Genomic DNA, 25368 nt, shown 5'->3' on the forward strand with positions numbered 1-25368 from the left:
CGTTCGGGCCTGACGGGGAGGATGTCAATCGCGAAGGTGCAGCAAAGAGAACGCTCGCATCGAGTGGTACGAGGGGCCTTTCTCCAGGACCGTCAGGCGCTACCGTCTGCACACCAGACAGGGCAATTAGGGCCACAGCCGTTTGCTGTCGAGGAACCGTTGCAGCCGCGAGCGTGACTCGGCCTGTTTCGTCGCAAGCTCCTTCTGGAGGCGACGCTCTGCGTTACGTCTCTCTTCGGCTCGTTCTCGGCGTTCTTCGTCGAGGGCTTCCCGCGTCTCAGCGAGGTTCTCTTCGAGGTCTGCGATACGTTTCTCGAGGAGTTCGTTACGCTTCCCGAGCATATACAGCTCGTTCTGCGTCTTCCGGTCGAGGGTGGTCGAGGGGGTGATCTCAGCAGATTCCTCGGCCGGTGGCGTGTACACCTCACTCGTCACGTTGACCGCACGCTCTATCGTCCGCTTCCCGTAGGTCGTCCCGTCCGAATAGTGGACTTCGTCCCACTTCGGTCGATGGAGCCCGGACTGGCGAAACAGGCGGTCGATTCGAGATTCGTCGTTGGCCGTCCAGAACGCGAGCAGGCAACAGAGCGCCATATCGGCCTCGGAGTGGCTCTCGTAGCCGGTCGTGTTCCCACCCCAGAGTCGCGTGAACTTCTGGCCGTTCTCGGCAGAGTGGGCCTTCTCGAGGAGCTCCGAATCGTCGAGCGTGGTCGACGTGCCCATTGAGGTGCTCCCTGTGGCGTGTTGTGCCGACCGGTTCGATTTCTGTGCCTTCCGCGGTGAGACGTATGTCCGGTACATCGCGTCGAAGGCGACCTGCCGAGGCTCGACCGCGGGAGAGCCGGTAGCGAGTCGGTCCCCAGTCATCGTGAAGAACCGGCCAGAGTCGTAGCACTCGACCGACCCCTTCCGCGAGCGACTGCCTGGAATCGAGCCCTCGAGGATCACGTGGACACCCGTTCCAGAGGGGCTGACCTCAGTGTACGAGTCGAGACGCTCGACGATGTCCTGCGCACGACTATCGAGCGCGCCGTCTGCCCGACAGTTGTCGAGGTCCACCCCCAGAAACGGGTCGTCCTCGGTGAACACGAATCCAAGGCCGAGGTTGCTACGAAGTGCGCGACACGCGTTTTCGAAGTCCGTCCACGTGTCCGGGTCCGAGACAGACGCGTACTTCTTCATCCGCGGAACGACCGGGAGCTTGGTCCGTTTCCCGTTCCGGAGCACTTCCCGCCAATGGACCCACTGGTCGTACTCGCGGAGAGCCTCCGGGATGACCTCTGTGTCGACGGTCATGGCGATTCACCTCCATCAGCTCGGGGAATGCTCGTGGGCGTCTGGTCGAGGCTGGCCTGCACCGTCCGTGACGGTCCCGGCGAGACAGACGGTTCGGAGCTGTTGGGCGTCCCCTCCAGAGCCCCAGCCAGCACCTCACGTTCGTAGGGACTGGCGCGTACCCGCAAGGGGAACCAGCCGGCTTCGTCGATACCCAGCAGTGCTTCGGAGAAGCCGTCCTCTTCGTTCCCGGCCTTGGCGGTTCGGACCCAGTTCGCCTCGCGCTCGCTCAGACCGAACCACTCGGCGAGTTTGTCGGCCTCCTCGTTCACCCGGTGGATGAGCGTGAGCGAACAGAGGCTCGCGATGGTTCTCGCCTCGGGCGTCAGCGCGAACTCGCCACCGGTCTGGGTGATGAACTGCAGTGAGAGGTCGTAGTGCCTGCTGTGTCTGACCGCCGTCTCGAGGAAGCCGAGCGAGGTAGCGTCGTTGAACAGGTAGTGGGCCTCGTCGATGACGAACACGACGTTCTTGTCCGTCCCCTTGGCGCGCTCGTACACTGCGTTGAACAGCACCTGCATCATGAGACTCGTCTGGGCACGGCCACGGACGCCCTCCTCCTGGTGGAGGTCCAGGTAGACCACGGGCGACTCGAGGTCGAACTCGGTGGGACGGGCCAGGTTCGCGAGGTCACCATCCGGCCGGAACGAGGGCCGCAGGTCCGTCAGCAGGGAGCGTGCATCGACGCGGACACGCTCCTGTTCGCCCTCCGTCGGATAGTCGAAGGAGCCGGGGTCTTCCAGCATCGCTTCCAGAACCGAGATGAGGTCGGTGATGGTCGGCGACGGCTGGCCGTGTGTCGCCGGGTCGCGGGTGATACCCTGGCGCTCGTAGGTCTCCTGGACCGCCCGCCTGAGCGTCTGGGTGCGCTCTCTGAGTGGGTTCGCGGCCACGTGCTCGAAGAACGTCTCGAAGAACGTGAGCACCCACGCGACCTGCTCCGCCCACGGGTCGAGGTCCGAGACCGATTCGAGGACGCTCGCGGGCGTCTCACGAAGTTCGAGCGGGTTGAAGCCACGGGTGCCGCCTACGGTGATGCGTTCCCCACCGAGGGCGTCGTTCACGCTCGCGAAGCCTTCGAGTGGGTCGAGCATCACGATGACCGTCTCCGGGTCGTACATCGCCCGGCGAAGGAGTTGCAGTTTGGTCGAGAACGACTTGCCAGCGCCGAGTTTTCCGATGACCATCGCGCAGTATCCGGTCTCGCGGGCGAACCGGTCGAGGATGAGCGGGCTCTCGTTGAGCGCGTAGGTGCCATACTCGATGCCGGGTTCTGCGAACGAGCCCGCGACGAACGGGAACATCGCACCGAGCGCCCCGCCGAGCATCGGCGTAGTCGTCTCGAACGATTCCTCGAGTTTGTCCACAGCGACCGGACTGGCCGAAATCAGGGCATCGAGTTGCTGCCACCGCGGCGTGACCGGCGTCAGGTTGGTCGGCGACCGCCTGGCCACGCCCATCACAGCGTCCACGTCAAGGGCGTCCTCGGTCCCGCCGTGGAGGCTCAGGTACATCGAGACGTCGAATGCCTCCATCGACGTGTTCCGCAGCACGTCGTAGAGGTCCTGGTAGTCTTCGAGGTCTTTCCGGACGCCACGAGCGCCAGCGCGATGGCGCTCGGTGAGGTACTCGAAGTCCGCCTCGAGGTCTTCGATCTTGTTCTCGAGGGCGTCGAGCGTGCGAGCCGTATCGCGCGGGTCGATGTGCATCGAGATGTCCGTCTCGCGGGTCTCGGGCGTCGCATAGAGTGACTCGAACAGCCCATCGACCGGTGCGTCGGGGAACTCACCCATCCAGAGCGTGCGTCGCCAGCGGTCGCCCGTTCGAACCGAGTTCGGATGCCGTTCGAGGCTGTCCGGGCCGACAAGCGTCTGGTGGACCGTCGATTGGTCACCCAGGCCGCGGTCGCTCCCGGTGTACTCCTCGGCACCGTCTCGGTCGGCTGTGTGGTCACGAGCCGAATCGGGGGAGCGTCGTCTCCGGAGCCAGCGTCGAATCATCGTCGCCCCCGGACCATCGGCCCCGTTCGAAGCGTCTGGGCAACTTCCCGGTCGGTCCCGGTATGCCCGCCCCAGAACGAATCGAGTAACGCGACCGTGTCAGCCGCGGAGACGCGGCTCGCGTTACACCCCTGCATCTCTCTGGTACCGGCCCTGAGCCGGGCCAATCGGTCGTCGAGTGCATCGTGCATGGCCGTGCGCTGTTCCTCGATCGGTGGTGCAGAGAGTGCTCGAACGAACGCGCCGAGAACTGGAATCGTGGTCAGTTGCTGGGAGAGGCTCTCGCGCTCGAAGCGCACTTCGTCCGGGCCGACCGGCACAACCACGTAGTGGTCACGAATGGTCATCTGGCGCGCATCAAGGTCTGCGGCGTACCACTCGGCGTAGTTCTCGATGAGTGCAGCCAGCCGTGGATTCGCCTGCACGTCCGGGTCGCCGAGGCGAGCCTCGTAGTGTGCGAGATACTCTTCGACCGGGAATGCCTGTGTGGTCGCATAGAGCTGAATCGGGAAGGCGACGCTCGTGTTCAGGAAGTTCTGGAAGTCATTCGCCATCGCCGCCCACTCTTCATCCGTCGCCAGCGCAAGCATGGGTGGGTCGACCCTGAGCAAGCCGACGAGAGTCCCATCGGTGCGCTCGATGAAACCCGATACCGGGTCGATCTGCTGAACCTGGGTGTACTCCCGGGCAGTCTCGTGTGGGAGGCGTTTCTGTCGTCTCTGGAACCCCACCATGGTGAACACCCAGTCGAGACTCGATGTGTGCGCGGGCGTGAGGTAGACGAACACCCCACCGACCAGGGCTGCAACGGCTGCCACAGGGAGCACCAACAGCTCGACCGAGAACCCACCGACAGTCATTCCGGGTGGGACCAACAGCTGCGTCCCGAGGACGACGACCACAGCCGGGACTAGCCCGACTGCGAGGTCGCTCAACGTGTACTGCCCGAGGAGTTTGGTCTCGGTTCCCAGCGACTTCGGCACCCGCTTCGCTTGCTCATTCGGCATCGGAGTCACCTCGCGGGGTCTTGTGGGTGCTCGATACCTCCGGGCTCGGTGCTGGTGGGAGCGCCCGGGGACGCAGTGTATCGAAGCTGGTGTCTCGAGAATCTGTAGGTCGGGTGCTGCCACCGGGTCCGCCCTTGCCACCACGCCGGCCCCCTGGTGTGATCGCATCCGAGAGGCGACTGCCTGCATCACGGACCCGGGCCCCTGCACCGTGTGCCCTAGAGCCACCAGAGCCCAGCATGTACTGCCCATCTCGTCGCACCGCAACGTCACCACAAAGGCCACGAGAGAAGTTGCGGCCGCCCTGGGTGGCAGCAAGCCCGGTATCGCGGGTTCGAGCCATTCGGTGCTGTGCGCGACGACGGGACATCTGGCCGGCGATGCGCTGGGTCGCGACGAACACGGCGCCCGCCTGCCAGAACAGGATGAGCGGCGCGATGATGGCCATCAGTGGTACGATGAGCGCCAGTAGCCAGGCGCTGATTCCCTGGATGGAGAGGCCGAAGTTCTCGCCAAGGAGTCCACTGAACTGGAGCAGGAGTGCCACCGGGACCGTCATGAACAGGAACGGGAGATAGAACCCGGCGAGACGGAGCATCAGCCTCGACATGAGTGCGAACGGGCCGACGCCCGGTATCCAGAGCGCGATGAGGATGGGCATCAGCAGGACGTACATGTAAAGCGCCACGTAGCGCACGATGTACAGCAGGAGAATTGCGATGACGAGGGTGAGATTCACTGCCTGTGAGATTGCGTACCCCAGCACACCGATGCCAGCGAATGAAATTGACTCGACCAAATTGATGTCCGAGAGGTCCGGGGCAAGGTAGATTGCCAGTGAATCGGTGAACTGCAGTGACAGTCCCGCAATCCACCACCACGATAGAATTCCGAGGAGCCCAGTGACAGTCCGCTTCTTCAGCTTCGACCGATGATACCCACTGAAGAGGTGACTCGTCGCTTCGAGGAAGATGACGAGCCCGACCGCGAGGCCCCAGAGGAGCAATGATAGCGGGATGATTATTTCCCAGTAGTAGTCGTACACTGATGGCCAGGGCTTGTTGGTGGGAGCCGTGAAAATCGCATTCGGTGAAGGGGAGCCAACAACAGCAGAAACCAATTTATTGCCGTACTCTTCAACGAGCCCTTCGACTGGGAAGAACAGCGCTTTCAGGAGTCCCTTTATCGCTCGAACGATTACTTCTTCTAATTCTCCCATTTGGATCTCCGGATTGCAATGACTTCGACGACCGATTCGTCGCAGCCGTATTTCGCGTACATATTTCTATTAATCTCCGCGCCACCAATCTCGCTCTTAATGTCCGCTTCAATCAAATCTCCATTAGCAACCCCAATTTTCGCACGAATCTCAAACGTTCCAAGGTCACATCCTGAGTACTCCTGACCGGGGAATCGAAGCGGGTTCAAATCATCAACAAATGAGCGTTGTTCGGCTGGCCCAACGACGAAGTCACGCGTTTCGTTGGGCCACTCGAATCTAGCGAACCCAGGATATTCGTTGAGTGGGATGTTTGCTCGACTGTTAGGCGCGTCCTCGTAGGTGATATCGAAAACCCACGTCGGACCCGTCCCCACGTTCTCCACGGTGAATTCCAACTTACCCCGGTCCTCGATGTTAGTCGCGTCCGAGTTCACCCGAACATTGACTAACTGAATATCTGGCTCCAAACTCACAGGGATTCTTTCGGCCGATTCCTCGGTTATCACGACCAATTCGTGCAGACCCGGAGTGTAGTGCTTGGGCTCGTTGAACCCAGTATCAGCATCCAGAATCGGAATCCGAACGGTCGTCGCTCCCCTCGTAACGGACTTGCTGGCGAACGCAGTCCCGTCGGGCGAGATGAGGTTCAGTTTGGAGACTGCCGCATCAGGCTGCAGGCCGACGACGAGGTCCATTCCATCGAAGCCGATCTCCGTGACCACATCGGGGAGCGCCTCGGTTGTCGTCGCAGTTTCAGAAGCCTCGGTCTCTCCGGAATTCGAATCGCCCAGACAGCCGGCGAGTAGCCCGGCCCCCGTCAGACTCGCACCTGCGAGGAATCGGCGACGGCTATACTGCTCCGTCATCGGAGGACACCTCGCCACGGTGGCCAGACACCCCAGCCGGTGATGCGGTCGATGATGAATATGCCGAGCAGAATTGAACCGAGCGGGATCGCCATGTTGTAGAGCAGTTGAATCACTGCCAACGGTGACCCCTCGACGTAGAGCACGTCGGCAGCAGGCAGATGCGGGGCATCATCGTCCCACCAGGTCCCCGGGTCGTACTCAGCCGCGTAGACGTTCCTGCGCGGGAGGGTGATGGTGCCCACGCCGTCGATGCCCGTCTCGACCGGGTTCCCATCCACGGTGACCGTGCCGCCGATGCGTTCGGTGCTGATGGGCGCGCCGCTCACCGTCTCGTTGAGCCGAACTTCCAGAGTTACCGTCTCCTCGGTCGCCTCGGCGACAGACAACCGAAGCGTGCTCTCGGTGAGTGGATTCGTCTGTACGGACGAGAGCGCTCGCTGTCCCGAGACACCCCTGACGAGGCCGTAGACAGTGAGCGAGGGGGTCAGGTTCGCGGCCTCGTGGCGCGCGACGACGCGGTCGCTCACGGTGTAGGTTCCGTTCGGGGTCCGAAGTTCGACGAGGGATGGGAGTTCCGGTGCGTCTCGTTCGACGCCATCCGCGGCGAGGAGCTGCACCGGCCCGGTTCCGGTCGCAGGTCGGTCGCCCCATGCTGGCGCGGGATAGGCGTGCACCTGGAGCGGGAGCGCCGAGGAATTCTGGACCGTCGTGTTGTTCGCGGTCGTGACCACCAGCGTATCCCACGGTGAATCACGAGCGGAGTAGAACGCCCAGCGACCATCGACGGTGGCCTCGCTGGTCGCGTAGCCACGCCACGGCTGGGTCGCACTGACCTCGAGGCCGAGGTCGCCATCAGGGTATTCGACACCCGTCGCCGACGAGACCAGTTCGTACGCGGTGACGGCTACCGAATCGTCGACCGTCACGAACTCCGTCACGGTCGTCGAGTTGTTCGCAGGGACACCCGGACAGGTCGTGTTTGGACTCCCACCCGGTGGTGAACAGGACGAATTGAGCGGTTCGACGGTTCGGTTGAGGGCGACCGTGATGGTCACGTCGACCACGAGGTCGTGCTCGGTCCCCGCGTACTCGTCGAGGCGCGTGTACTGCAGCCTCGGTCGTTTCGTCCCCAGGCTCACGTCTTCGACTTGCCCGTCTACCAGAAGTCGAACGGGCGAGACGGTCGTCCGCTCCAGCGCCCAGGAGACGCGATGCGTCGAGTTGTTCGTGGCTGCAGGGACGGCGATCCGATAATCCAACGTCGCCAACACGGTTCCGTCTGCGGCCACATACAGCGGTTCGTCACCCGGGGCGATGTGTGCCCGCGTCGACGGCTGGACGGCGAAGACGGTCACGTGTGCGTCCCTGACGAACTGTCCGGAGCGAGGCGTCGCGGCCTGCGGGTAGACCGAGACAGTGTGGTCGGTCCGGGAGTAGTCCTCGATGTCATTGGCGTTCCACCGCTCAACGGCCGGTGGTGGGGCCGCGAACGGGATGTCGGTCAGGGCACTCAGTTCCTCGAAGGCCGAGGCGTTCTCGTCGACCGTCCGGTTGTCGAGGTCGCCCGCCCAGAGCGGGTAGAACGTCTCGTTGGAGAGGCCGTGGTCCAGCCCCGGTGGTGCTTCTGGGCGTGAGGCAGCACTCTGGACGGCTGCGAGCAGGGCAACCGTGACGACGAGGAGTGCGACCTGTGCCCTCAGAAGGCGCAACTCGCACCTCCAGCGACGACACTGGTCAGCAGGAACTGGATGATGACAGTCCCGAGCGGGGCGACGATAACACCCCAGACGATGCCCTGGTTGCGCACCTCTTTCAGCTCCTGCTTGAGGTCGGAGCGTCGAACCATCGGCGTCGCCACTGCGGCCCCGAGCGCGAGCAAGCCCCCGACGAGGGGACCGCCGAACTGGATGACAGAGAACAGATTGCGGATGGTATCCGCCATATCGGTGGTGCAGAATGCGCTGCCACTCCCCTGGGCGAGCACAGGCATGCTGAACACGGTGATGATAACCCCACCGAGGATCACCCAGCGAAGGGCGTGTTTCGTACGGTCGATACCCGTTGCTAATCGTGCAGCAGTTGCGGTCATGGTTTATGGAAGAACGACACCTCTCAGCGAAGCACAGCTAGACAAAGCTCGCAGGCACCGCAGCGGATGAAGTTCCACTGGATACCTCAATCGGCGATAGCATAAAGGTATGCAACTGATTAGCATGGGATAATTCCACTTCCTAGTCTAGAAATACCAACAAATCTTTATTGGTATATCAGGTCTGCAGACAGAGGGCTCAGTGTATCTCGAACAGAGTGCCGCACATCCAGTAGTGGATCACGTGAATCATGAATTCCCAGGGCGTGGGTTCGGTACCATGGGTGGTTGCTGTTTTCAGCCACCCAATATAACTCTGAGTTATTAGGTTCCAAGATGTTCCATTTAGAGAGGGCGAGTTGATGCGGTGATTTTGGCCCCTAAATCAGATATTGTAAACTCTTACTTGCAACTTTGAGTCAGAGTTGTACAGTGGAGTTTCCTAGATTCACCAGAAGTTGTTGAATGGAGTTAACAACTTACTTGTAGTCGGGATGTGAGAAGACAGTATGCAAGAAGCAGATCTCCTCGCGCTTTTAAGTCGAATGAACGGCTGGTGGGAAGGACGGGGGGTCCCTGATTCACTGAAAAAAGCGGACCACAAGCGGCGGGACTTTTTCAAAATCAGAGAGCGCCTGCTACAGTCGTCTAGACAGATTATGACCATCAGAGGACCTCGTCAGGTGGGAAAAACGACACTCTGTGGCCAGCTCATCGATTCACTGCTGTCCGAATCAAACGTACCCAAGGAACGTATCCTCTATCTGACTATCGAGAACAGTAAAATCCTCTCTGACCCGGAGGGTGTTATTGAGGAAGCAATTGAGATCTTCAGGGGGAGTATTCTTCAGAAAGATTTCAGGGACGTCGATGGGACCATTTACGTGTTCATCGATGAAGTTCAAAAGGCACCGGACTGGGCAGATACGCTGAAATATTATACTGATACCTTCTCCAATATACAGTTCGTCGCAACTGGGTCGATTAGCACCCTTATCAAGAGTGACGCGGGGGACACGTTGATCGGTCGTATGGATGAACGAGTTATGTTACCGATGAAATTCATCGAGTACGTCAGGCACGAGGAGGTGCTGGAGGAGGACGTAATCTACACCGAATCGACGGAGTTACGAAGTAGTTTGGAGACCGCGGTCAAAACCGGAAATGTGTCAGCGTTGACTGGTGAACTGGCGCGCTTCTTTGGGGTGCACGAGACCAAGAAGCCACAGCTAAAACGATTAAAGGACGAATATCTATTGAAAGGTGGGTATCCTGGAGTTCTAAACGAACCGATCGAAGAAGCCTACCAGTTGTTGGATACCGACCTCAGGAACACTGTGACGGGGGACCTTGCGAACGTATTTGACGTGGAAAAGCCCAGAAAAATACTCAAAATTTTGGACCTACTGGTGGACTCCACGCAAGCCAAAGTGAGCAAGTCAAATCTGGCGGATACTGCGGGGGTAAGCCGTCAGACCGTAGATTCTTATCTCAATTATTTGGGCGAATTCTATCTCATCAACCGCTGTCCGAAGTACACCAGTTCAGAGTACAAGTCCGGTGGACTGCCGAAGATATACCTGCAAGACATCGGGCTATACAACACTCTTGCTGGAACCCTCACCGAAGCAACGCTCGAGAATCCGAACCGGATGGGTCCGATCATCGAAACTGCCATCTGCGATCATTCCAGAAGACTTCAGTTCTATCTCTCGAAAGCACAAAATGCAGATATTGCATATTCAGACGACGGAAGAGAGGTTGATTTCGTCCTAGAAGGACCGGACTACGTACTTCCAATCGAAGTGAAAAATGGCGATTCCACGTCACGAGACCTTCGCGGACTGGAGCAATTTATCGAACGGAAAGACCTCGAATTCGGGATTTGTGTGAACAACTCCGACGTACTAGAGCACGATGGGAGAATCGTTCACATCCCCGCTTGGATGTACCTATTCCTCTGCTGAGCTCGAGGTTATATCCTCATTAGTGCGTGACAGTAATTTCAGCGCTCGAACGTTCGTTTGCCAGTTCTATAGCAGTGCCAGCACGGAAACTCATCAGTCAGGTCTGCACAGGCGCACAGATCACTCTCGGAATCGTCAGGATCCGCGTCTCGGCCGCCATCGGTCAGCATCCGTGGAACTGGACGGGTGGCAGTCGAACCGCGAGGTACTCGTTCGCAGGGAGCCCTGCATCGCCATGTTTCGGTAGTCGTTGTCTTCATCGGTGAACGGGGACGTGCGAATGTCGGCCCCCGCACCCCTCAGGGGGCGATAGAATCGGCTGCGGAGAGTTCCCTGTACCGAGCGCGAAGCGTGGTGGCCGTCGACCCTGCCGCGTCTGCGATGGCTTTCTGAGTCAGTGGGTATCTCACCTCCCGCACCGCCAGATACAGACAGGCCGCCGCGATACCGGATGGACGCCGGCCATTCGTCAGTCCCTGTTCCCGTGCTCGTCTCCCGAGTTCGCGGGCGCGACGCGAGAGGTCGTCCGGGACGTCGAGTTCAGAGAGGAGTCGCGAAAGTCGGGCATCGTAGGAGGTCGGCTGGGTATCGAGCTGGAACTGTTTCTGCAGGGCGCGATAGCACGCATCAACCAGGCCTGCGGGACATTCCACACAGCAGCGCACCTCCTCGCGAGTTCTCCCAAGCCCACGACAGCGACACGTCGCGTACACACAGGCCGCGGCCATCGCCTCGACCGACCGTCCGAGAAGCAGGTCTGCCGTCTGGGCGGCACGGAACAGGGTCGACGCTTCCTCGCGGACAGTACGAGAGAGGTCGAGCATCCCACTCAGTCGCGACACCTCGCGACAGCCACGGGAGAGGTTCTGTTCGGCCGTCGACCGCCAGCGGCCACGGTGATGCTCGCGTTGCATCCGGTAGACACGCCGTCGCTCACGGGCCGAGAGTTGGTTCCCCTTCGAGTCCCTGGTCACCCAGATCGCGGTTGAGAGCCCGCGGTCGTGCCTCGTCGCTGTAAGCGGGGCACCCGTATGCTCGAATTGGGTGATGCCCGGTTCGAAGGCTGGTCCGTCGACGATGAGGCCACAGTCACGACAGCTCGTCTCTGCTGCCTCACGGGTGAGTCGGCCACCGCATTCGTTGCATCGAGTCGGTCGGGAGTCGGTTCTAGCCGTCGCTGGTCGAGTTCGTTCTGACGACATGGTCGAAACGGGGCGAACGCCCCGCACCCCCAGTGGGCCGATACAATCGCTCTACAGCACGACCCGCAAAACGAGCCATCTGGGCCGGCCTCTCTCGTCCGACTCTTCGAGGTTCATCACCTGACAAAGACGCCTTCGGGCCCAGGAACCACTCCAGCTTCGCAGGCGAACAGGACGCGCCGGTAGTGCTTGCACCCACCCTTGGGCGCTCTCTTCTCGGCGTCAGGGCAGGAGCATGTCTTCGATTCGAGGTCCACCGTGTACGTTCGTCCGGACTGGCTGTGCACCTCGTACCTTGGGCCGATGTCGCCGAACGCAACCACCATCTCTTCGGTGAGCGCGCGACGGGTCCGCGGGTCGTCGATCTCGTAGCCAGTGCTGGTCAGTAGCCCTGGGAGGGTTATTGCGCCACACGACTTCGAGAACTCCCGCTCTGACAGCCGTTCCTGGCCACAGGCACGACACCTGACGTAGGTCCGGTCATGAGTCTGCGTTCCTTTCGTGGTGGCTCGTTCGGTTACGCGAACGAGCAAATGTTCGTGTGCGTCGGTTCTGCGGTGCGTCTCTGCGGTCTGGAATTCTATCGACATTGGTTTAGGAGGCACGTGACGCGCCTCACCGCCCTGGGGCCGATAAAATCGATAACTGATACTGATTCAGGTTAGTCACCAATCGTCGAGATACGTCTGGAGCGCATCGCTACGGTCACGGTCTCGGCAGAGGTGGCGTCGTTCGAACTGTTCGTGGCTATCGGATTCGCATGGATAGTGGCATAGGTTGTGGGAGGATGCTTACTCGCTGATGTCGATGCTCGGGTCGAACGCTCGTGCGGCTTCGGCGAGGCGGCACAGCTTCGGGAACAGTTCGTCGATGTCTGCTTTCGCCTGCTCGACGGTCGGTGCTTTCACCGTCCCTTCGAGGCGCTCCTGGTCACGAGTCCCGGTTCCCCGGGTCATCGTGAGCTTGATCGATGCCCCCGTGTCGGTTCGGTAGATGTGCTCGGTCGTCTCGAAATCGTCTGGTAGGCTGTGCTGATCGTCGTCGTCGTGCGGTGGGTCTGTATTGGTTTCCATCTGAGGAATCTCCCTCACTCCTGAGGGAGGGATAGAATACCGTGTGGAAGGGCCAGACCGATCTTCCTACAGGAGCAACTCTACCGGTTCGGATCGTACGGGTTCGTCGTCATCTCAAGCCGATAGGCCGCTTCGAAGATACCCACGTTTATCTTTTGATGCGCCACCGTCCCCCGAGTTCGTCACGTTGGAAATCGCTGTATTCCCCGTCTCGAAAGGTTGTCACACGCCCGTTCTCTTCACTGAGTGTCACCGCGGCAAGGACCTCTTCGCGGAGAGAGATCTCGAGCGCACTGAGATGCTTGGTCCCCATCCAATTGGCAGACGCAATGGGTGGCTCTTCGGTTGGTTCGGTAGCACTCGGGCTTCGAACACGAACCAGCTGTTCCTGTATCGTTCGGTCTGCAGCAATCACGACCGCCCCATCGCAGCTGAACGCCACGTTGCGGGCAGCATTGATGAACTCGTCAGATGAGATCGTGACTGCTGGACAGTGCTTGACGGGCCATGTATTGTCTCCTAACGGGTCGGTGTACTCGCCGAAATCGATGTCTGCGACGATGATGAAATAGAGACTCGGTCCGGTCACGTATCGTTCATCCCATCGGGTGAAGTTCAGACTCAAACTCTCAGCACTATATCGAAGAATATCGATTGTTTCTGGGAGAGTCGCGTATTCCGCCTGACCGACATTGGGTCCTGTAATCATTATCTGACCGCTTGGTTCATCTAGGCGGAGAACCAGTTTGAGTTCTCCGCCTGTCGTTGTCCGCTTGACCCGCACTCGGAGACGCAGGATTGCGCTCGCACGAGGTATCAGTCTCTTGGCCTCGTCCCCGTGCGGAGGTTCTCCCGGTACTCGCTCCATGCCCGATAGCGTTGGACCCGTTCGTCTTCGGTCAGGGTCTCGTGTTCCGTTGCGTCATAGAACGGGAGTTCCTCCTTCTCGGGCATCTCCAGCAAGCGGCCAAGGGGATAGATTTTGTCATAGTAGTAATCCCGTACTTCGCGCTTTCTGGGTTCTCTGCTGTAGGGGCGAGTCTTCTGTTGAGTACAGTTGCACTGTTTGGAGTGGGAGCGGCGATCACGGTACTCACTGGACGAAGTGTACTCTATTCTGGCACGAGACAGGTCGTGACTGGGCTTGCCGCTGCAGGGCTGACCTACGGGGTTGGGACGCTTATCGGGGTCTCTCTCGCCGGATGAAGAGATTGGCACGTTCAAGGCATCCACAGGAACGGTCTCTGCCCGCGAGCCACTGCCTCGGTGCTGACGAAAGCCGTGGACTTCCGCCTTGCGTCTCTGTGAACGCCGCGGCGCTCAGAGCACTACCGAGAGAATCGCCAACACGATGAAGATGATGATGAGCCACTTCGCGATGTCCATGCTCACCCCGGCAACGCCACGTACGCCAAGGACTGCAGCGACGATTGCGAGAATAAAGAAGAGGATTGCGAGCTCGACGAACTGGCCGGACCCAAACTGGAGCGGCTGTAGAACATGATTCGAATCTATCATCGCCACCGTGGATGCGAGACGTTTAGTCATGTATACGTATACGCCATCGTTCGATGTAACGACGACCTTGATTTGGCCATCCCGGCAAATTATTGACACAGTATCCGATAGACATCTGAGCGCACTCAACGCGCCATCCTCCAACAAACCCCCTGAGCTGCTCTGGCGCGGGCCACGCCACCCGAACCGAACACGCCTCGACGGTAGAAACATGTGGCTCGAGAATTCACCCCAGGAGATTGGCAGCACCGATACGACTGTCAGGCTGGCAGTTTCCGCCGTCAACCGGTGCGACAGGCGGAGCGTATTTGCTTTCGAATAGCCAATATTCGGTATGGCTCTCGACGTTTCGATCCCGGACTCGCCATCGCTCCACGGGCCACAGCCCAGGGGTGAGTACGAAGCGATCGATAATCCAGTCACTAACCCAGAAGACGACTATCGCCGGGAAGAGATCGCGTCGATCCTGTCGAGCGGCGCGTGGAACGATGCCTTCGAGGAGTGGGCGGCCCAGACTGGGCTGACCGTGGACACCTTCGAGGTGGTCATGGAATACGAACTTATCAACGACTTCGACTTCTACTGGGACGCCACGACGGACGAGGTCGGCTACCAGTCACCCACGCTCCCGCAAGCGGCTCGTGAGAAACTCGACGCTAGAACCGTGGAAGATATCGAGTTGGAACTCGACACCCTCGGCCGGGTAGTCTCGGAGATGCTCGAAAACGACTACCTTCTGCGTGACGACGAGATGTTCGGCTTCTTCGCCGACGACACATCCGAAAACACGTACGAGTCCCGTGACGAATCGTAATCGGAGCAGGTCACATCCCGACGCCAACCGTCGGTAACCGAGTCTTCCGACACCGGAGGATCTATTGAGCGCATTCGGGCAGACGACGAGCGACCGTTATTCCTCTCTAGCCGCTTTGTCTGCATCTCCGTCGGGCTCGTCGACCGAAAGCCCCAACTCCCGGACGCGCTCGCGCCAGACCTCGTCGTACCCCTCCCACCCGTCCATCACGGTCGACTCGCCCGCCGCGACTCGATCGAGCTTGAAGTTTATCTCCTCCAGGAGACGCTCACCGACATCGTCGCTGACGACACCGGTTCGAATCGCGTCGAGCACGGCACTTTTCTCCTCCTGCAAGACGCGTCGCTCGCCCATCATGACCTCCTCGAGCCCCACCTCCGGGTAGGCAGCGAGAAGTTCCGGGATGACTGTTCGAAGCTGCTCCTGCTCACGTCCGTACTCCCTCGTGAACGCCTCGTACATGGCCGTCGGGACCTCACCATCACTGTGGAGCTTCTCGACGGCAGCGAGTGCAGCGTCTACGGCTCGTGCCCGTCCACGCAGGAGTTCATACACCTCCTCGGCTTCTGAGCGAGTGACGACACCGAGTCCATCAAGAAGCGTCGGCATCGTCAGGCCCTGAATAATCAGCGAGAAGGCGGCGACGCCAAAGACCATCGCACGGAGTTCCGCAACCGGCAGTGCGGGGTACAGGTCCGGACGGAGACCCAGGACCAGCGCGATGGGAATCGACCCATGGAGCCCGCCCCAGACGATGACGTGCTGATACTGGGTCGAAATCGAGGACAGCGAGAGTCGGTTCGTGAAGGCGGTAACAGAATAGACGGCGAGCGCTCGCACGAGCACCACCAGCGGAATAGCCATCAGAATGAGGTCTGCGTGCGCGACGAGTTGATCGATCGGGGTCGTGACGCCGATCATCACGAAGATGAACGTGTTCACGAGAAACGCCATCGTCGCGAGACTGGTGAATATCGAAATCTTCGTCTGGGGACTCATCGCCTCCTCAGCCCCACGGTTTCCCATGAACAGTCCCGCGACGACCGTGGCGATGACGCCCGAGACGTGTAGGTAGTGCTCGGCGAGGAGGAACGAGCCGTAGACGAGTATGAGCGTGAGAACGACCTCGGTCATGTGCTCGTCCAGGTTTCGCATCACGCTGTACACCGCGTAGCCGGTAACGTATCCGACCAGCGCACCACCGAGACTCACGAACACCATCTCCAGGATGAGCGTCCCCAGCCCTGTAATCGAGAGGAGGTCGACCGCAGTCGCACCCTCCGCAACGAGTGCGAGCAGGGCGGTGAAGACGACGACACCAACACCGTCGTTCAGCAGACTCTCGCCCTCGACGACGACGGCGAGGCGGTCCGGGACCCCAAGTTCATCGAACAGTGCGAGTACTGACACGGGATCTGTCGGGAGAACCATTGCGGCGAAGAGAAGCGAGACCAGTAGGGAGTAACCGAATACGTACTGGCCGAGAGCACCAAGGAGACCAATAGAGACGAGAAGGCCAGCGGTCGACAGTGCGAGAATGGGGTTGAAGTGCCGCCTGAACTGCGCCAGATCCGTGGTAGCTGCCCCCTCGAACAGGAGTGGTGGGAGCAGAACGAGGAAGATGATGTCGTGAGAGAGTCGAATGTCGATGGTGACCAGGTCAGTGACCACCCCCAGTATCGAGACGGCAAGTCCGGCCAGCAAGAGTGCAATCGTGTAGGGAAACTCCCAGACCTTTGTGACGAAAATCCCGACTGCCGCCGCGATAATGAACACGGGCAACACCTCAAGCAGTAACGTCTCGACGCCAGCAGCCATAGTCTGATAGACGGGAGTCAGGTAATTAAGTGTGAACCGCCTCGGGGTCAAGCCCCGAGGCACTCGCCTTGTTTATCTGTAGATAGAGAGAAGCCGGGCGAGAGTGGATGTTGAGACTCCAGGATTAGCGATGTACCAATCCCAGTATTCTGCTTCGAACGTCATCGGCAGAGTCGTAGGTCTGGTTTTCGGTTCGGGAAAGCACGTCTTCGAAGGATTCTAATCCGTCCTGCGTTTCGATCTCGTAGTCCCCATAAGCCTCGACCAGTTCGTCTGTCGTGGTTGGATAGCTGTGGGTCTCGAGTGCCTCATCGAGGGCACCAAGGCGTCCTCCAGGGTCACCGTCCATCGCACGGGCTTCATGGACGCGGTCACGTACCCTCTCTTCCGCTCGTTCTGGCCGTTTTCGGTGGTCGTCGCCTGCGTTCTCGTATCGGCCTCGTTTGTTGTTTGACATCCCTAATAGTAGGCGCCCGGTTCGGATAACTGTGTGGACGCACGCCGGTGTCGGGGTCGTGCCATCCCTGAAGAGGTTGACTTCCTCCTTGTATTCAGAAAAACAACGCGAGTACCCCGGGGTTTGACCCCGAGGCGGTTCATCGAGATTTGATGACCAACGGCATTGCAGACGATCCGCCTGCGAAGAGGTGCGCGAGACCCAGAATTTCGTATGTTCGTAATCCGCTGAAAGGGATCCATACACCAGTTTCCATTCGCGTGACAGAAAAATCGACCCGAATGGTGGGCTCTAGTCACCGACCCACGACTGAAGCCGTGGACTTCCGCCTTACACGTGCAATAGAGGCACCGACAAGACACAGCAGTCCTGGAGACAACCACCATTAGTATATCGACTTATATAACCAGTATACGGAGAACCCATATCGGGGTTCGCAAGTATACTATTCTGGTGTATCTTTTCACGAGATAGCGTACAGAAGCCTTCCGTATACCAACTATAAAAACAACTATACCAAGAGAAGCAGATAGTAGAACCATAGGAAATGCCCACCAAAGAGCTCCCGGACAGTGCACCGGGGAAATACGTCCCCTACCATCCCAACCCCTATTATTCGCCAGAGCCCCTGCCGGTAGAGCCGACGCTCGAGCTCTCCGAACAGACGCACGAGCTCGTGGCTGACACCGCGTATCAGATCGGTCGTGTTGACGGTATCAGCTCGACGGTCGACTTCTCCGCAGTACTGTACACCTCTCTCATTCGTATCGAGGCTGTCGAATCCGCACGTATCGAAGGTGCAGACGTCGCGTACCAAGACGTCGAGGCGTATCACACAAAACACCCCGAAGGCGAAGCTGGCACGGGCATCGAGAAAGACCTGAAAGAAGCACTCAACTACGAGACCGCACTCACGTATGGCCTCGACAGAATTGAGAAGGGAGCGTCGATTACGCTCTCGTTCATCAAAGAACTCCATTCACTGCTGCTCGAGGATGTCCGGAACGAGGGAGACATCGTCGGTGACTTCCGTGACCACATGGTCCATCTACCGAGCCCACAGCCAGGTCAGCGTCCGTTCGTCCCACCGACTCCGGAGGGCCTCAACGGACTCATGCAGTCTCTTGAGTCGTACATCCAGATGGGTGGCCAGTACCATCCGCTCGTCGACGCCGCCATCATCCACTACTTCTTCGAGACGGTTCACCCGTTCTCGGATGGAAACGGTCGACTCGGTCGACTCCTCATCATCCTGTATTTGACGAGCGAGGGGTACCTCGAAAGTCCGTACATCTATCCGAGTGCGTTCTTCAATCGGCACAAGGTCGAGTACGTCGAGCGGATGCGTGCAGTGAGTGAAGACGGTGCATGGGACGAGTGGCTCACGTTCTTCCTCGACGGACTCCGAAGCCAAGCCGAGACGTCGTACGACCGGACCCATCGGCTCCGAGAACTCCAAGAGCGGTACGAAAGGGAGTACCCAGGCAGCACGACTACGGACACGTTCGCGCGGCAGTTACTCCAGTATCCGTACTTCACGGCACCAGATCTCGTGGAGTATCTCGACGTCTCACGTCGGACTGCCTACAAGGTCGTCGACGACCTCGAATCAGATGGCCTCATCGAGGAGGTGACTGGCAAAGAACGCGGGAAAGAGTACAAAGCAGTCGACGTGTTCGCCATCCTCGGATAGTTCTCGAATTTTGGAGGCAAAAAGAACGGACCGCTGGTGTCGACTACTCGCTCGTCCACCACCGCCCGCGCTCGGGGAAGGTCACGCGCGACCAGCCCGTCAGTGCCAGGCCGCACCGACCCTCGTACCAGCTCTTCGCCGCCGCATGAATACGGACCACATCGCCTTCCGCGAACAGGGGTTGGCGCGACCGCTTCCAGACCGTCACCTTCACCACGCCGCTCTCATCCTCGACGAGGCCCACCTGTTGAATCTGAGAACACGACGGTTCCCACAGCGTCTGCACCGTTCCCGAAATGCTCACCTCGCTACTGTTCACGTCCCCGACCGCCGATATCGGTACGACCGTCCCGCGCCGCGTCCGTTCCGCCTCCATCACCGCCACCGCGCTGCTCAACACGTCTTTGCCTGCGACTACGTGCTCGGCCAGTTCACGAGAGAGTGCCGCCCGCGACGACTTTCCGTACTCTCCATGGATGCGCGCCGCCTGCTGGTTGATGACTCCCAATTTCGATTTCGACACCCGTTCTCTCGGGTCCGCTTTCGTCTTATCCAACCGCTCGTCCACACACGCCGCGCGCGCCTGGAAGTCTGCTCTCTTCGCGATGCTCCCCGTCGCAACCGATTTCGAAGTTCTCGCCTCCCGGTCCGAGTGCTGTTCCCGGTCGTACCGGGTTCTCGTCCGTTCGATCTCCCACTCCCGCGCTGCCAGCCGTTCCTCGGCCTCCAGCGTCAGTCCCCGTCTCTCCTCGTAGGTCACGTCGACCCGTGCCGCCCGCTCCTGTGCATACGTTGCCTGCAGTTCTGGGGTCTCCGTCTCCCACGCTCTCTCCGATTCCGCCGCCGCCCACGCGTCCAGCGCCGACTGTTCAGTTGCCAGTACCGTTTCCGTACCTTCATTGCCGAGTGCGTTCTTGCTTGACATTGGAGTTTCCTACTCCGAAGGCGTTCTCGCAACGCCCGACACCGCGACCCTTACATCGCGGTTTTCATCGACACACAACACCGAGACTCGTCTCCGCGCGCCGCTTGCGCCTTCGCTCGTGCCCCCTGGGGGCGCGAGCGGCGCGCGGGATCAGGTGCAAAATTTCCAGCACGCGCGCCAGGCCCGGCCGTCGAGCGCGGCCAGTGGAGTTAGTCCACCGTGTCCGAGCACCGCAGGGCGCAGGACCGGGGGACTAACCCGCTGGACCCGACGAGGGGAGCGGTCGACGGACGAGCTGGCCGGCGAGCGAGCGGGCCGGGTCGGCGGAGAGAGCCAGAGAGAGTATATCTGGAGTTGGTCGACACACACAGGGGCCGGTTTCAGCATGACCGCAGAAACTCCTCCGAACCCTGTCAGAAGGGGCCTGGTGCATACAGAGGATGCAGTCAGCAATCCGCCACTCTTCGTAACAGAATTGATTTACCTTCTTCGTGAATTTCTGTTCACATGAGCAGAGACGAACTAAATCTGAAAGCCGTATTTGCAGGGACTCAGATGACACTGATTGCGATTTTCTTTGCAGTTCTTGGGACAATCGAGGGATTGGGAGCCCTTCTTGGGGTTGGAATCCTCCTTGTAGTAGCTGGAACTGTTGTAGTGGGACTCGGGGTTAATCGGTGAAGAACTCATTCTCTGTGTCTCTCACGTTACTCCCCACCAGATGACGATTGGTTCGTGACCGACTCGCGCCCTGTATGCAGCACGACCGCAGTAACTCCCTCGAATTCTGTTAGAAGATGCGTGCTGTATACAGAGGGTGTTCGTCGAGAGAGGTCCGCTCGGCACTACTTTATGACACTTTATCGCGTCAGTAATACCAATGGGGAAGGAAGATGCCATCGCGCGCTATCGCCAAAATCAGCAAGACGAAGTCGATAGTGCGACCGTGTATCGTGCGATGGCGGAAGCAGAACCGCACCCCCAACTGACCGGAGTTTATCAGCGATTAGCCGAGACAGAGGTCCAACACGCAGAGTTCTGGGCAGAGAAACTCGCCGAATCTGGTGCGGACGCATCGAGCCCTAACCCAACCATTCGCGCCAGAACGTTGGCGTGGTTGGCGCGGCGTTTCGGGCCGGGAATCGTGCTCTCAACGATGCGAACGGGGGAAGTCGCGGGCGGTCGGGGATACGCGACACAGCCCGAAGCGAAGGAGACTGGATTGCCCGCAGACGAACGGTCCCACGACCGGCTATTGGCGACCATCGCGGAGGTACCAGGGCGAGGAGTCGAAGGAAGCGTCCTTGCCCGGTTAGAGGGACGGCATCGCGCCACGAGCGGCAATGCACTCCGTGCAGCGGTGCTCGGCGCAAACGACGGTCTCGTCTCCAACCTCAGTCTCGTCATGGGTGTCGCTGGCGCTGCCCTCGAATCAGGGGCGATTCTGATAACGGGGCTCGCTGGACTCATTGCGGGTGCGGGGTCGATGGCGATGGGAGAATGGCTCTCGGTCCAGAGTTCGCGAGAACTCTACCAGCGCCAGATCGATGTCGAGGCCGAAGAACTCACCGAGATCCCAGAAGAGGAAGAACGAGAGTTAGCGCTCATCTACGAGGCGAAAGGACTTCCGAAGGACAAGGCTGAATCACTGGCTGCACGCCTCATACGTGACGAGGCAACGGCCCTCGATACGCTGGCGCGCGAAGAACTCGGAATCAATCCTGAGGAACTCGGCGGCTCGGCATGGGAAGCTGCGGCCACGTCGTTTGTCCTCTTCGCACTCGGGGCGATCGTCCCTGTGCTTCCGTTCTTCCTCCTCACCGGCGTCACAGCGATCGGAGTGAGTCTGTTGCTGAGTGCGCTCGCACTCTTCGTGATCGGCGCGGGCATCACGCTACTGACGGGGCGAAGCGTCCTGTATTCGGGATTCAGACAGGTCGGCATCGGGCTCGCCGCTGCGATACTCACGTACGGCGTTGGGACGCTCATCGGAGTGACGCTCGTCGGGTGAGCGGTATCGTACACTAGTCGCAGGGACTGACGCATGTCTCGGTCTGCGCCCCTACCGACGAGGTGCCTTCACGATTGCAGCGGACGCGCGTTGGATGCAGCATCGATTGAACGTCCTGCTCGAGAGCTGCCAGGAGTAGTGTGCGAGATACAGAGGATGCAGTCAGCAAGCGACTCTCGTTTGTTTCGGTTTCGAGTTGCTGAATACGCCGACAGACCGAGAGTGCGAGTGAGTCAGAGCGAGTCGTCACTGGGCTGCGGGAGACAACATCTCACCGACAAGAACATAGCCGACAACCAGTGGCAGAAGAGACACCTGATACGGACAGATAAACGCACACCGCCCTGTGTCGAATGAGGCACTTACTGCGGGACCGAACATCGACCAGTCAAAGAACACGTGAAGACGCTCGACACCGGTGCATCCAACTCCAAGACACGCTTGCGGGAACGGCACCACCGCCAATCCAAGAAACACCATACTACCCACCGCATACAGAGGCTGACGGCACCACGCAGCGAACACGAGACCGCCAACAACGAGGCCAAGAAGCGCCAGCGGAAGTGGGAAGACCATCTCTCTACCCAGCAGTCCCTCCCTCGCATAACCGGGCATCACCACGATGTACGCGTAGGCTACAATCAGGAACGTGAGTACGCTCCAGACTGCCACCACACGCAACCTCAGATAACCCTGAATCCTCGACTGGAATGTTGCCGAAATATCTCTGGAGGGCATTGTGCCTGATTTCACAGGCGTCTGCCAAATAGATACCCTGCACTGACAGACCCAGCCCTCTGAATCAACCGAACCAGCCGATTCCCAGCAGACCAGTGGTCGGTACCCGAGTCGCGTAATCTATTCAGCACGGCCCCGACCAAGGACCAGCGAGCTGTCAGTAACGACGTGCTGCATACAGAGGACGAAATCAGCAGCGCCCAGATTGGTTCGACCTGCTTCGATTTTAGCCAACGACATTAAATTGAAGAGCTAAATGTGGAGCAGACCCTATCAGGACGAAGCGGTATGCCCCCTGTGTCAATGGTCGCTGGAGGTTGGATGCGTCGGCTTCTAGTGCCTGCTCCGAGAGTGTGATTTGCTCAGTGAGTGACTTCCCAGCTCCGAGTTGAGTCAGGCAGAGTTGGTAGAACCGATCCCCCGTCCATGTTAAGTGCTTCCACCCCTCGCTGGTCTGGTATTGGAGTGCCCATGGGTTCTTACATCCCAGGGAGACGGACGAATCGCTGGTATTCGTGACTTCGAACTCGATGGTGTCCCCCAGATGGACAGGGCGATCGGTGAGTGAAAGTCTCAGATCGTCTCGGTAGAAAACTATCGGCTCCTGATTGAGGTACCCTGGATCGGAATCCTCTGAACCAAGGACAGTACACCCAGAAATTGCGACCACACTTGTCCCGAATGAGGCTAATACCGTCCGACGTTTCATAGGCGCACGAACTGCGTACTACGATGAATCATTTGGGGTATGTCAGCCATTTTTGGATTGCCTGCCAGAGGCAGTCTATCCGTGACCGACTCGCGCTGTGTATGCAGCAGAGGCACCAGGATCTATTCAAACAGTGTCAGAAGCGACGTGCTGCATACAGAGGATGCAGTCAGCACCCGGCGTTCGTTTGTTTCAGGGCCTGTTCGCTGAATACGCCGACAGACCGAGAGGTGCGTATGTGACAAAGTCTATTTGTTGAGGCGAGATTATTTCCTGATATGGCTGGTCCCCTCCGATTTCTATGGAATACCCGACTTATTGGAACCTATCTCCGATTTCGCGTTGCCGTTTTTCTCGCAGGATTAATCGCCGTTGTCGGAGCGATAGTAGCACTTAGTATCGGGGGGATCTGGGGGATACTGGGGCTAATGGCGATGGTAGCTGCCGCTTTCGTGGTACTTGGAATTGCAGCGGCAACCAGATAGAGAATTACGATAGACCGAGACCTCTGTATGCAGCACAATCGGTGGAACCTGCTCGGATTCTGGCACAACCAGCGTGCTGCATACAAAGAATCCAGTAACAATCGAGTCCGATTACTCCAGCTGGAACCACAGAGAGCCGTCGTCAATGGGCCTGTACCAGCTAGCTCCATCATCAGGGCTGGTCAGCAAGCGTGAGCAAGCGGCTGACGGTGACGCTCTGCTCTCGGGGTTCGGTGAGTAGGTCGGTGTAATCCAGTGAGAAGAGATACTCGCCTTCATCGAGTGTCTTCGTGAGAGTCGTCTCGGTAACCCCGATTCGACTGTATTCAGTGACGATGGAGACGTCGCGGGCACCGTCCACGTAGGCATCGTATGCCTCTCGTTCAAAGACGAGGCAATCGATTTTCGTGTCACCCTCCACAGCGATGTCGTAGTGCAAGACATCGCCGCTGGCCTCTGGCGAGTTCGTGAGTGCGATAGCCGAGAACTGCCCCGGATGAAGCGTTGGAGTACCCTCAGCGCGAAATTCCTCAAACGCCCTGCGGTCATCCGTTGGATAGTCGTCGACGCGATCAGGAACTCCGTCGGCGTCTGAGTCGGGCGCTGCTGTCGTTCGAGAAGGGTCGCGAGAACTGAGACAGCCACCGGCTATCCCTGCAATGGCTGTCACAAACGCACGTCGAGACTGCTGCATACCAGCGAAACCGATACCCGGGGCATAAGTCTTCATACATGCTTGAAATCATTCACATGATTGGAAGGAGGAAGCCCACGGATTCAGTCGTAGGTCACTGACCTGTACGGCAAGATTCCCGACCCAGCTAACGCACGTGTTGGCTACATCTGCCCCCTGAATTTAGCATACCCTCGATGAACTGCTCGACAGCCGTCAATAGAGGTGTACGAGATACAGAGCGTGCGTTCACCAACACCCCAAAAATCATATCTGGACGCCCAGTGAATTTCTTGACACGAATGTCCCCGTCACCCCTCCGTGTCCGGCCTCTGTCTATTGCATGGCGGTTCGCGATACTCGGTGCACTCGTTTCGCTCCCCATCACTATCGTCGTGAACTGGCTTCCGGATTCGGAGGCGACTATCGGTGGCGGTATCATGACACTCGGTGCGTTTGTCGCGGGAGTCCTCGCTGCAATCCGCTCGAGAGACTCAAGTGCTGCCGGATTCCGTACTGGCTTCCTTGCTGCTGTCGTCGGAGTGCTCACATCCATCCTGACAGGAGGGTCGCCGGCGGCGTGGCCGACGTCCAAGGTCGTGTTCTTCGTGCTCGCCAGTGGTCTGGTACTGTGCGTTGCTCCGTTCTTTGGGCTGGTATGCGGACGAGCTGGTGGGTGGATGGCGAACACCGTTGGCTCACGATGGAGATCTGATGCAAACGCGTTGTAGCTACTGAACCCCGGACAGTCAACCGTCGGCGA

The 25368-nt window shown here is 59.2% G+C and carries 25 protein-coding genes; 7 read left to right on the forward strand and 18 right to left on the reverse strand.

Annotation, left to right across the window (positions count from 1 at the left end; translation table 11 throughout):
* Window positions 1-126: 126 nt before the first annotated feature.
* Genes ACSC1S_RS19630 through ACSC1S_RS19660 form a run of 7 tightly spaced genes read right to left on the reverse strand, consistent with a single transcriptional unit; the run spans window position 127 to window position 8375 of the window.
* The gene (locus tag ACSC1S_RS19630) at window positions 127-1296 is read right to left on the reverse strand and encodes a phage NrS-1 polymerase family protein (RefSeq protein WP_435365784.1); all 1170 of its coding nucleotides are present in this window, start codon (window positions 1294-1296) and stop codon (window positions 127-129) included.
* Window positions 1293-3335: a VirB4 family type IV secretion system protein gene (locus tag ACSC1S_RS19635; protein WP_435365785.1), complete on the reverse strand. Its 2043-nt coding sequence runs from the start codon at window positions 3333-3335 to the stop codon at window positions 1293-1295. The genes ACSC1S_RS19630 and ACSC1S_RS19635 overlap by 4 nt, the downstream gene beginning before the upstream one ends.
* Complete coding sequence (locus tag ACSC1S_RS19640; RefSeq protein ID WP_435365786.1) at window positions 3332-4342, reverse strand: TraC-like domain-containing protein; 1011 nt, start codon at window positions 4340-4342, stop codon at window positions 3332-3334. Before ACSC1S_RS19640 ends, ACSC1S_RS19635 begins: the two co-directional genes overlap by 4 nt.
* Window positions 4332-5561, reverse strand: a complete 1230-nt coding sequence (locus tag ACSC1S_RS19645; RefSeq protein WP_435365787.1) for a TrbL/VirB6 family protein — start codon at window positions 5559-5561, stop codon at window positions 4332-4334. The genes ACSC1S_RS19640 and ACSC1S_RS19645 overlap by 11 nt, the downstream gene beginning before the upstream one ends.
* Window positions 5549-6430 (reverse strand): hypothetical protein, encoded by an 882-nt coding sequence (locus ACSC1S_RS19650; protein WP_435365788.1) that lies wholly within the window; start codon window positions 6428-6430, stop codon window positions 5549-5551. Before ACSC1S_RS19650 ends, ACSC1S_RS19645 begins: the two co-directional genes overlap by 13 nt.
* On the reverse strand, window positions 6427-8142 hold the full coding sequence (locus tag ACSC1S_RS19655) for a DUF8186 domain-containing protein (protein WP_435365789.1): 1716 nt from the start codon (window positions 8140-8142) through the stop codon (window positions 6427-6429). The genes ACSC1S_RS19650 and ACSC1S_RS19655 overlap by 4 nt, the downstream gene beginning before the upstream one ends.
* Window positions 8130-8375, reverse strand: a complete 246-nt coding sequence (locus tag ACSC1S_RS19660) for a hypothetical protein (protein WP_435365790.1) — start codon at window positions 8373-8375, stop codon at window positions 8130-8132. Before ACSC1S_RS19660 ends, ACSC1S_RS19655 begins: the two co-directional genes overlap by 13 nt.
* Before the next feature lie 656 nt (window positions 8376-9031).
* Between ACSC1S_RS19660 and ACSC1S_RS19665 the strand changes: the two genes are divergently transcribed.
* Window positions 9032-10489 carry an ATP-binding protein gene (locus ACSC1S_RS19665; protein WP_435365791.1) on the forward strand — a complete coding sequence of 486 codons (1458 nt, stop codon included), beginning with the start codon at window positions 9032-9034 and terminating at the stop codon, window positions 10487-10489.
* Window positions 10490-10788: 299 nt separating this feature from the next.
* Here ACSC1S_RS19665 and ACSC1S_RS19670 read toward each other — a convergent pair whose 3' ends face one another.
* From ACSC1S_RS19670 to ACSC1S_RS21835, 5 genes are all read right to left on the reverse strand, one after another.
* On the reverse strand, window positions 10789-11403 hold the full coding sequence (locus tag ACSC1S_RS19670; protein WP_435365792.1) for a transcription initiation factor IIB: 615 nt from the start codon (window positions 11401-11403) through the stop codon (window positions 10789-10791).
* A gap of 404 nt (window positions 11404-11807) precedes the next feature.
* Window positions 11808-12281 carry a hypothetical protein gene (locus ACSC1S_RS19675; RefSeq protein WP_435365793.1) on the reverse strand — a complete coding sequence of 158 codons (474 nt, stop codon included), beginning with the start codon at window positions 12279-12281 and terminating at the stop codon, window positions 11808-11810.
* 201 nt (window positions 12282-12482) lie between these two features.
* Complete coding sequence (locus ACSC1S_RS19680; protein ID WP_435365794.1) at window positions 12483-12764, reverse strand: DUF7389 domain-containing protein; 282 nt, start codon at window positions 12762-12764, stop codon at window positions 12483-12485.
* Between the two features lie 148 nt (window positions 12765-12912).
* Complete coding sequence (locus ACSC1S_RS19685; protein ID WP_435365795.1) at window positions 12913-13473, reverse strand: diadenylate cyclase; 561 nt, start codon at window positions 13471-13473, stop codon at window positions 12913-12915.
* Between the two features lie 107 nt (window positions 13474-13580).
* Complete coding sequence (locus tag ACSC1S_RS21835; protein ID WP_492766637.1) at window positions 13581-13880, reverse strand: DUF8110 family protein; 300 nt, start codon at window positions 13878-13880, stop codon at window positions 13581-13583.
* On the opposite strand from ACSC1S_RS21835, the gene ACSC1S_RS21840 reads away from it, so the two are divergent.
* Window positions 13812-13970 (forward strand): VIT1/CCC1 transporter family protein, encoded by a 159-nt coding sequence (locus ACSC1S_RS21840; RefSeq protein ID WP_492766638.1) that lies wholly within the window; start codon window positions 13812-13814, stop codon window positions 13968-13970. The genes ACSC1S_RS21835 and ACSC1S_RS21840 overlap by 69 nt on opposite strands.
* A gap of 114 nt (window positions 13971-14084) precedes the next feature.
* Here the strand turns inward: ACSC1S_RS21840 and ACSC1S_RS19700 are convergent, their stop codons facing one another.
* A complete protein-coding gene (locus ACSC1S_RS19700) occupies window positions 14085-14312 on the reverse strand; it encodes a DUF1328 domain-containing protein (RefSeq protein ID WP_435365798.1) in 228 nt (75 codons plus the stop codon).
* Window positions 14313-14616: 304 nt separating this feature from the next.
* Between ACSC1S_RS19700 and ACSC1S_RS19705 the strand changes: the two genes are divergently transcribed.
* Window positions 14617-15096, forward strand: coding sequence for a DUF7992 family protein (locus ACSC1S_RS19705; RefSeq protein ID WP_435365799.1), 480 nt, complete (start codon window positions 14617-14619; stop codon window positions 15094-15096).
* A gap of 96 nt (window positions 15097-15192) precedes the next feature.
* Here the strand turns inward: ACSC1S_RS19705 and ACSC1S_RS19710 are convergent, their stop codons facing one another.
* Window positions 15193-16914: a cation:proton antiporter gene (locus tag ACSC1S_RS19710; protein ID WP_435365800.1), complete on the reverse strand. Its 1722-nt coding sequence runs from the start codon at window positions 16912-16914 to the stop codon at window positions 15193-15195.
* Between the two features lie 124 nt (window positions 16915-17038).
* Window positions 17039-17371 (reverse strand): DUF5789 family protein, encoded by a 333-nt coding sequence (locus tag ACSC1S_RS19715; protein ID WP_435365801.1) that lies wholly within the window; start codon window positions 17369-17371, stop codon window positions 17039-17041.
* 547 nt (window positions 17372-17918) lie between these two features.
* On the opposite strand from ACSC1S_RS19715, the gene ACSC1S_RS19720 reads away from it, so the two are divergent.
* Complete coding sequence (locus ACSC1S_RS19720; protein ID WP_435365802.1) at window positions 17919-19064, forward strand: Fic family protein; 1146 nt, start codon at window positions 17919-17921, stop codon at window positions 19062-19064.
* A gap of 43 nt (window positions 19065-19107) precedes the next feature.
* On the opposite strand, the gene ACSC1S_RS19725 is transcribed toward ACSC1S_RS19720, so the two are convergent.
* Window positions 19108-19824 carry a single stranded DNA-binding domain-containing protein gene (locus ACSC1S_RS19725; protein ID WP_435365803.1) on the reverse strand — a complete coding sequence of 239 codons (717 nt, stop codon included), beginning with the start codon at window positions 19822-19824 and terminating at the stop codon, window positions 19108-19110.
* Between the two features lie 672 nt (window positions 19825-20496).
* On the opposite strand from ACSC1S_RS19725, the gene ACSC1S_RS19730 reads away from it, so the two are divergent.
* Both ACSC1S_RS19730 and ACSC1S_RS19735 read left to right on the forward strand, forming a co-directional pair.
* Window positions 20497-20670 carry a hypothetical protein gene (locus ACSC1S_RS19730; protein ID WP_435365804.1) on the forward strand — a complete coding sequence of 58 codons (174 nt, stop codon included), beginning with the start codon at window positions 20497-20499 and terminating at the stop codon, window positions 20668-20670.
* A gap of 475 nt (window positions 20671-21145) precedes the next feature.
* A complete protein-coding gene (locus ACSC1S_RS19735) occupies window positions 21146-22000 on the forward strand; it encodes a VIT1/CCC1 transporter family protein (RefSeq protein ID WP_435365805.1) in 855 nt (284 codons plus the stop codon).
* 246 nt (window positions 22001-22246) lie between these two features.
* Here the strand turns inward: ACSC1S_RS19735 and ACSC1S_RS19740 are convergent, their stop codons facing one another.
* Window positions 22247-22738, reverse strand: coding sequence for a hypothetical protein (locus tag ACSC1S_RS19740; RefSeq protein WP_435365806.1), 492 nt, complete (start codon window positions 22736-22738; stop codon window positions 22247-22249).
* Window positions 22739-24104: 1366 nt separating this feature from the next.
* Complete coding sequence (locus ACSC1S_RS19745; protein ID WP_435365807.1) at window positions 24105-24626, reverse strand: hypothetical protein; 522 nt, start codon at window positions 24624-24626, stop codon at window positions 24105-24107.
* Window positions 24627-24907: 281 nt separating this feature from the next.
* On the opposite strand from ACSC1S_RS19745, the gene ACSC1S_RS19750 reads away from it, so the two are divergent.
* Entirely contained in the window at window positions 24908-25336 is a 429-nt protein-coding gene (locus tag ACSC1S_RS19750; protein ID WP_435365808.1) for a DUF5518 domain-containing protein, read from the forward strand.
* Window positions 25337-25368 lie beyond the last annotated feature (32 nt).

The organism is Haloarchaeobius pelagicus, assembly GCF_051207375.1.
Taxonomy (GTDB): Archaea; Halobacteriota; Halobacteria; order Halobacteriales; family Natrialbaceae; genus Haloarchaeobius.

Coding starts and splice junctions, on each gene's coding strand:
- ACSC1S_RS19645 (WP_435365787.1), bottom strand. CDS start 5,561: ATGGGAGAATTAGAAGAAGTAATCGTTCGAGCGATAAAGGGACTCCTG.
- ACSC1S_RS19670 (WP_435365792.1), bottom strand. CDS start 11,403: ATGCAACGCGAGCATCACCGTGGCCGCTGGCGGTCGACGGCCGAACAG.
- ACSC1S_RS19680 (WP_435365794.1), bottom strand. CDS start 12,764: ATGGAAACCAATACAGACCCACCGCACGACGACGACGATCAGCACAGC.
- ACSC1S_RS19745 (WP_435365807.1), bottom strand. CDS start 24,626: ATGCAGCAGTCTCGACGTGCGTTTGTGACAGCCATTGCAGGGATAGCC.
- ACSC1S_RS19630 (WP_435365784.1), bottom strand. CDS start 1,296: ATGACCGTCGACACAGAGGTCATCCCGGAGGCTCTCCGCGAGTACGAC.
- ACSC1S_RS19730 (WP_435365804.1), top strand. CDS start 20,497: ATGAGCAGAGACGAACTAAATCTGAAAGCCGTATTTGCAGGGACTCAG.
- ACSC1S_RS19675 (WP_435365793.1), bottom strand. CDS start 12,281: ATGTCGATAGAATTCCAGACCGCAGAGACGCACCGCAGAACCGACGCA.
- ACSC1S_RS19635 (WP_435365785.1), bottom strand. CDS start 3,335: ATGATTCGACGCTGGCTCCGGAGACGACGCTCCCCCGATTCGGCTCGT.
- ACSC1S_RS19740 (WP_435365806.1), bottom strand. CDS start 22,738: ATGCCCTCCAGAGATATTTCGGCAACATTCCAGTCGAGGATTCAGGGT.
- ACSC1S_RS19665 (WP_435365791.1), top strand. CDS start 9,032: ATGCAAGAAGCAGATCTCCTCGCGCTTTTAAGTCGAATGAACGGCTGG.
- ACSC1S_RS19685 (WP_435365795.1), bottom strand. CDS start 13,473: ATGATTACAGGACCCAATGTCGGTCAGGCGGAATACGCGACTCTCCCA.
- ACSC1S_RS19705 (WP_435365799.1), top strand. CDS start 14,617: ATGGCTCTCGACGTTTCGATCCCGGACTCGCCATCGCTCCACGGGCCA.
- ACSC1S_RS19720 (WP_435365802.1), top strand. CDS start 17,919: ATGCCCACCAAAGAGCTCCCGGACAGTGCACCGGGGAAATACGTCCCC.
- ACSC1S_RS19640 (WP_435365786.1), bottom strand. CDS start 4,342: ATGCCGAATGAGCAAGCGAAGCGGGTGCCGAAGTCGCTGGGAACCGAG.
- ACSC1S_RS19650 (WP_435365788.1), bottom strand. CDS start 6,430: ATGACGGAGCAGTATAGCCGTCGCCGATTCCTCGCAGGTGCGAGTCTG.
- ACSC1S_RS19715 (WP_435365801.1), bottom strand. CDS start 17,371: ATGTCAAACAACAAACGAGGCCGATACGAGAACGCAGGCGACGACCAC.
- ACSC1S_RS19710 (WP_435365800.1), bottom strand. CDS start 16,914: ATGGCTGCTGGCGTCGAGACGTTACTGCTTGAGGTGTTGCCCGTGTTC.
- ACSC1S_RS19750 (WP_435365808.1), top strand. CDS start 24,908: ATGTCCCCGTCACCCCTCCGTGTCCGGCCTCTGTCTATTGCATGGCGG.
- ACSC1S_RS19735 (WP_435365805.1), top strand. CDS start 21,146: ATGCGAACGGGGGAAGTCGCGGGCGGTCGGGGATACGCGACACAGCCC.
- ACSC1S_RS19700 (WP_435365798.1), bottom strand. CDS start 14,312: ATGACTAAACGTCTCGCATCCACGGTGGCGATGATAGATTCGAATCAT.
- ACSC1S_RS19660 (WP_435365790.1), bottom strand. CDS start 8,375: ATGGCGGATACCATCCGCAATCTGTTCTCTGTCATCCAGTTCGGCGGT.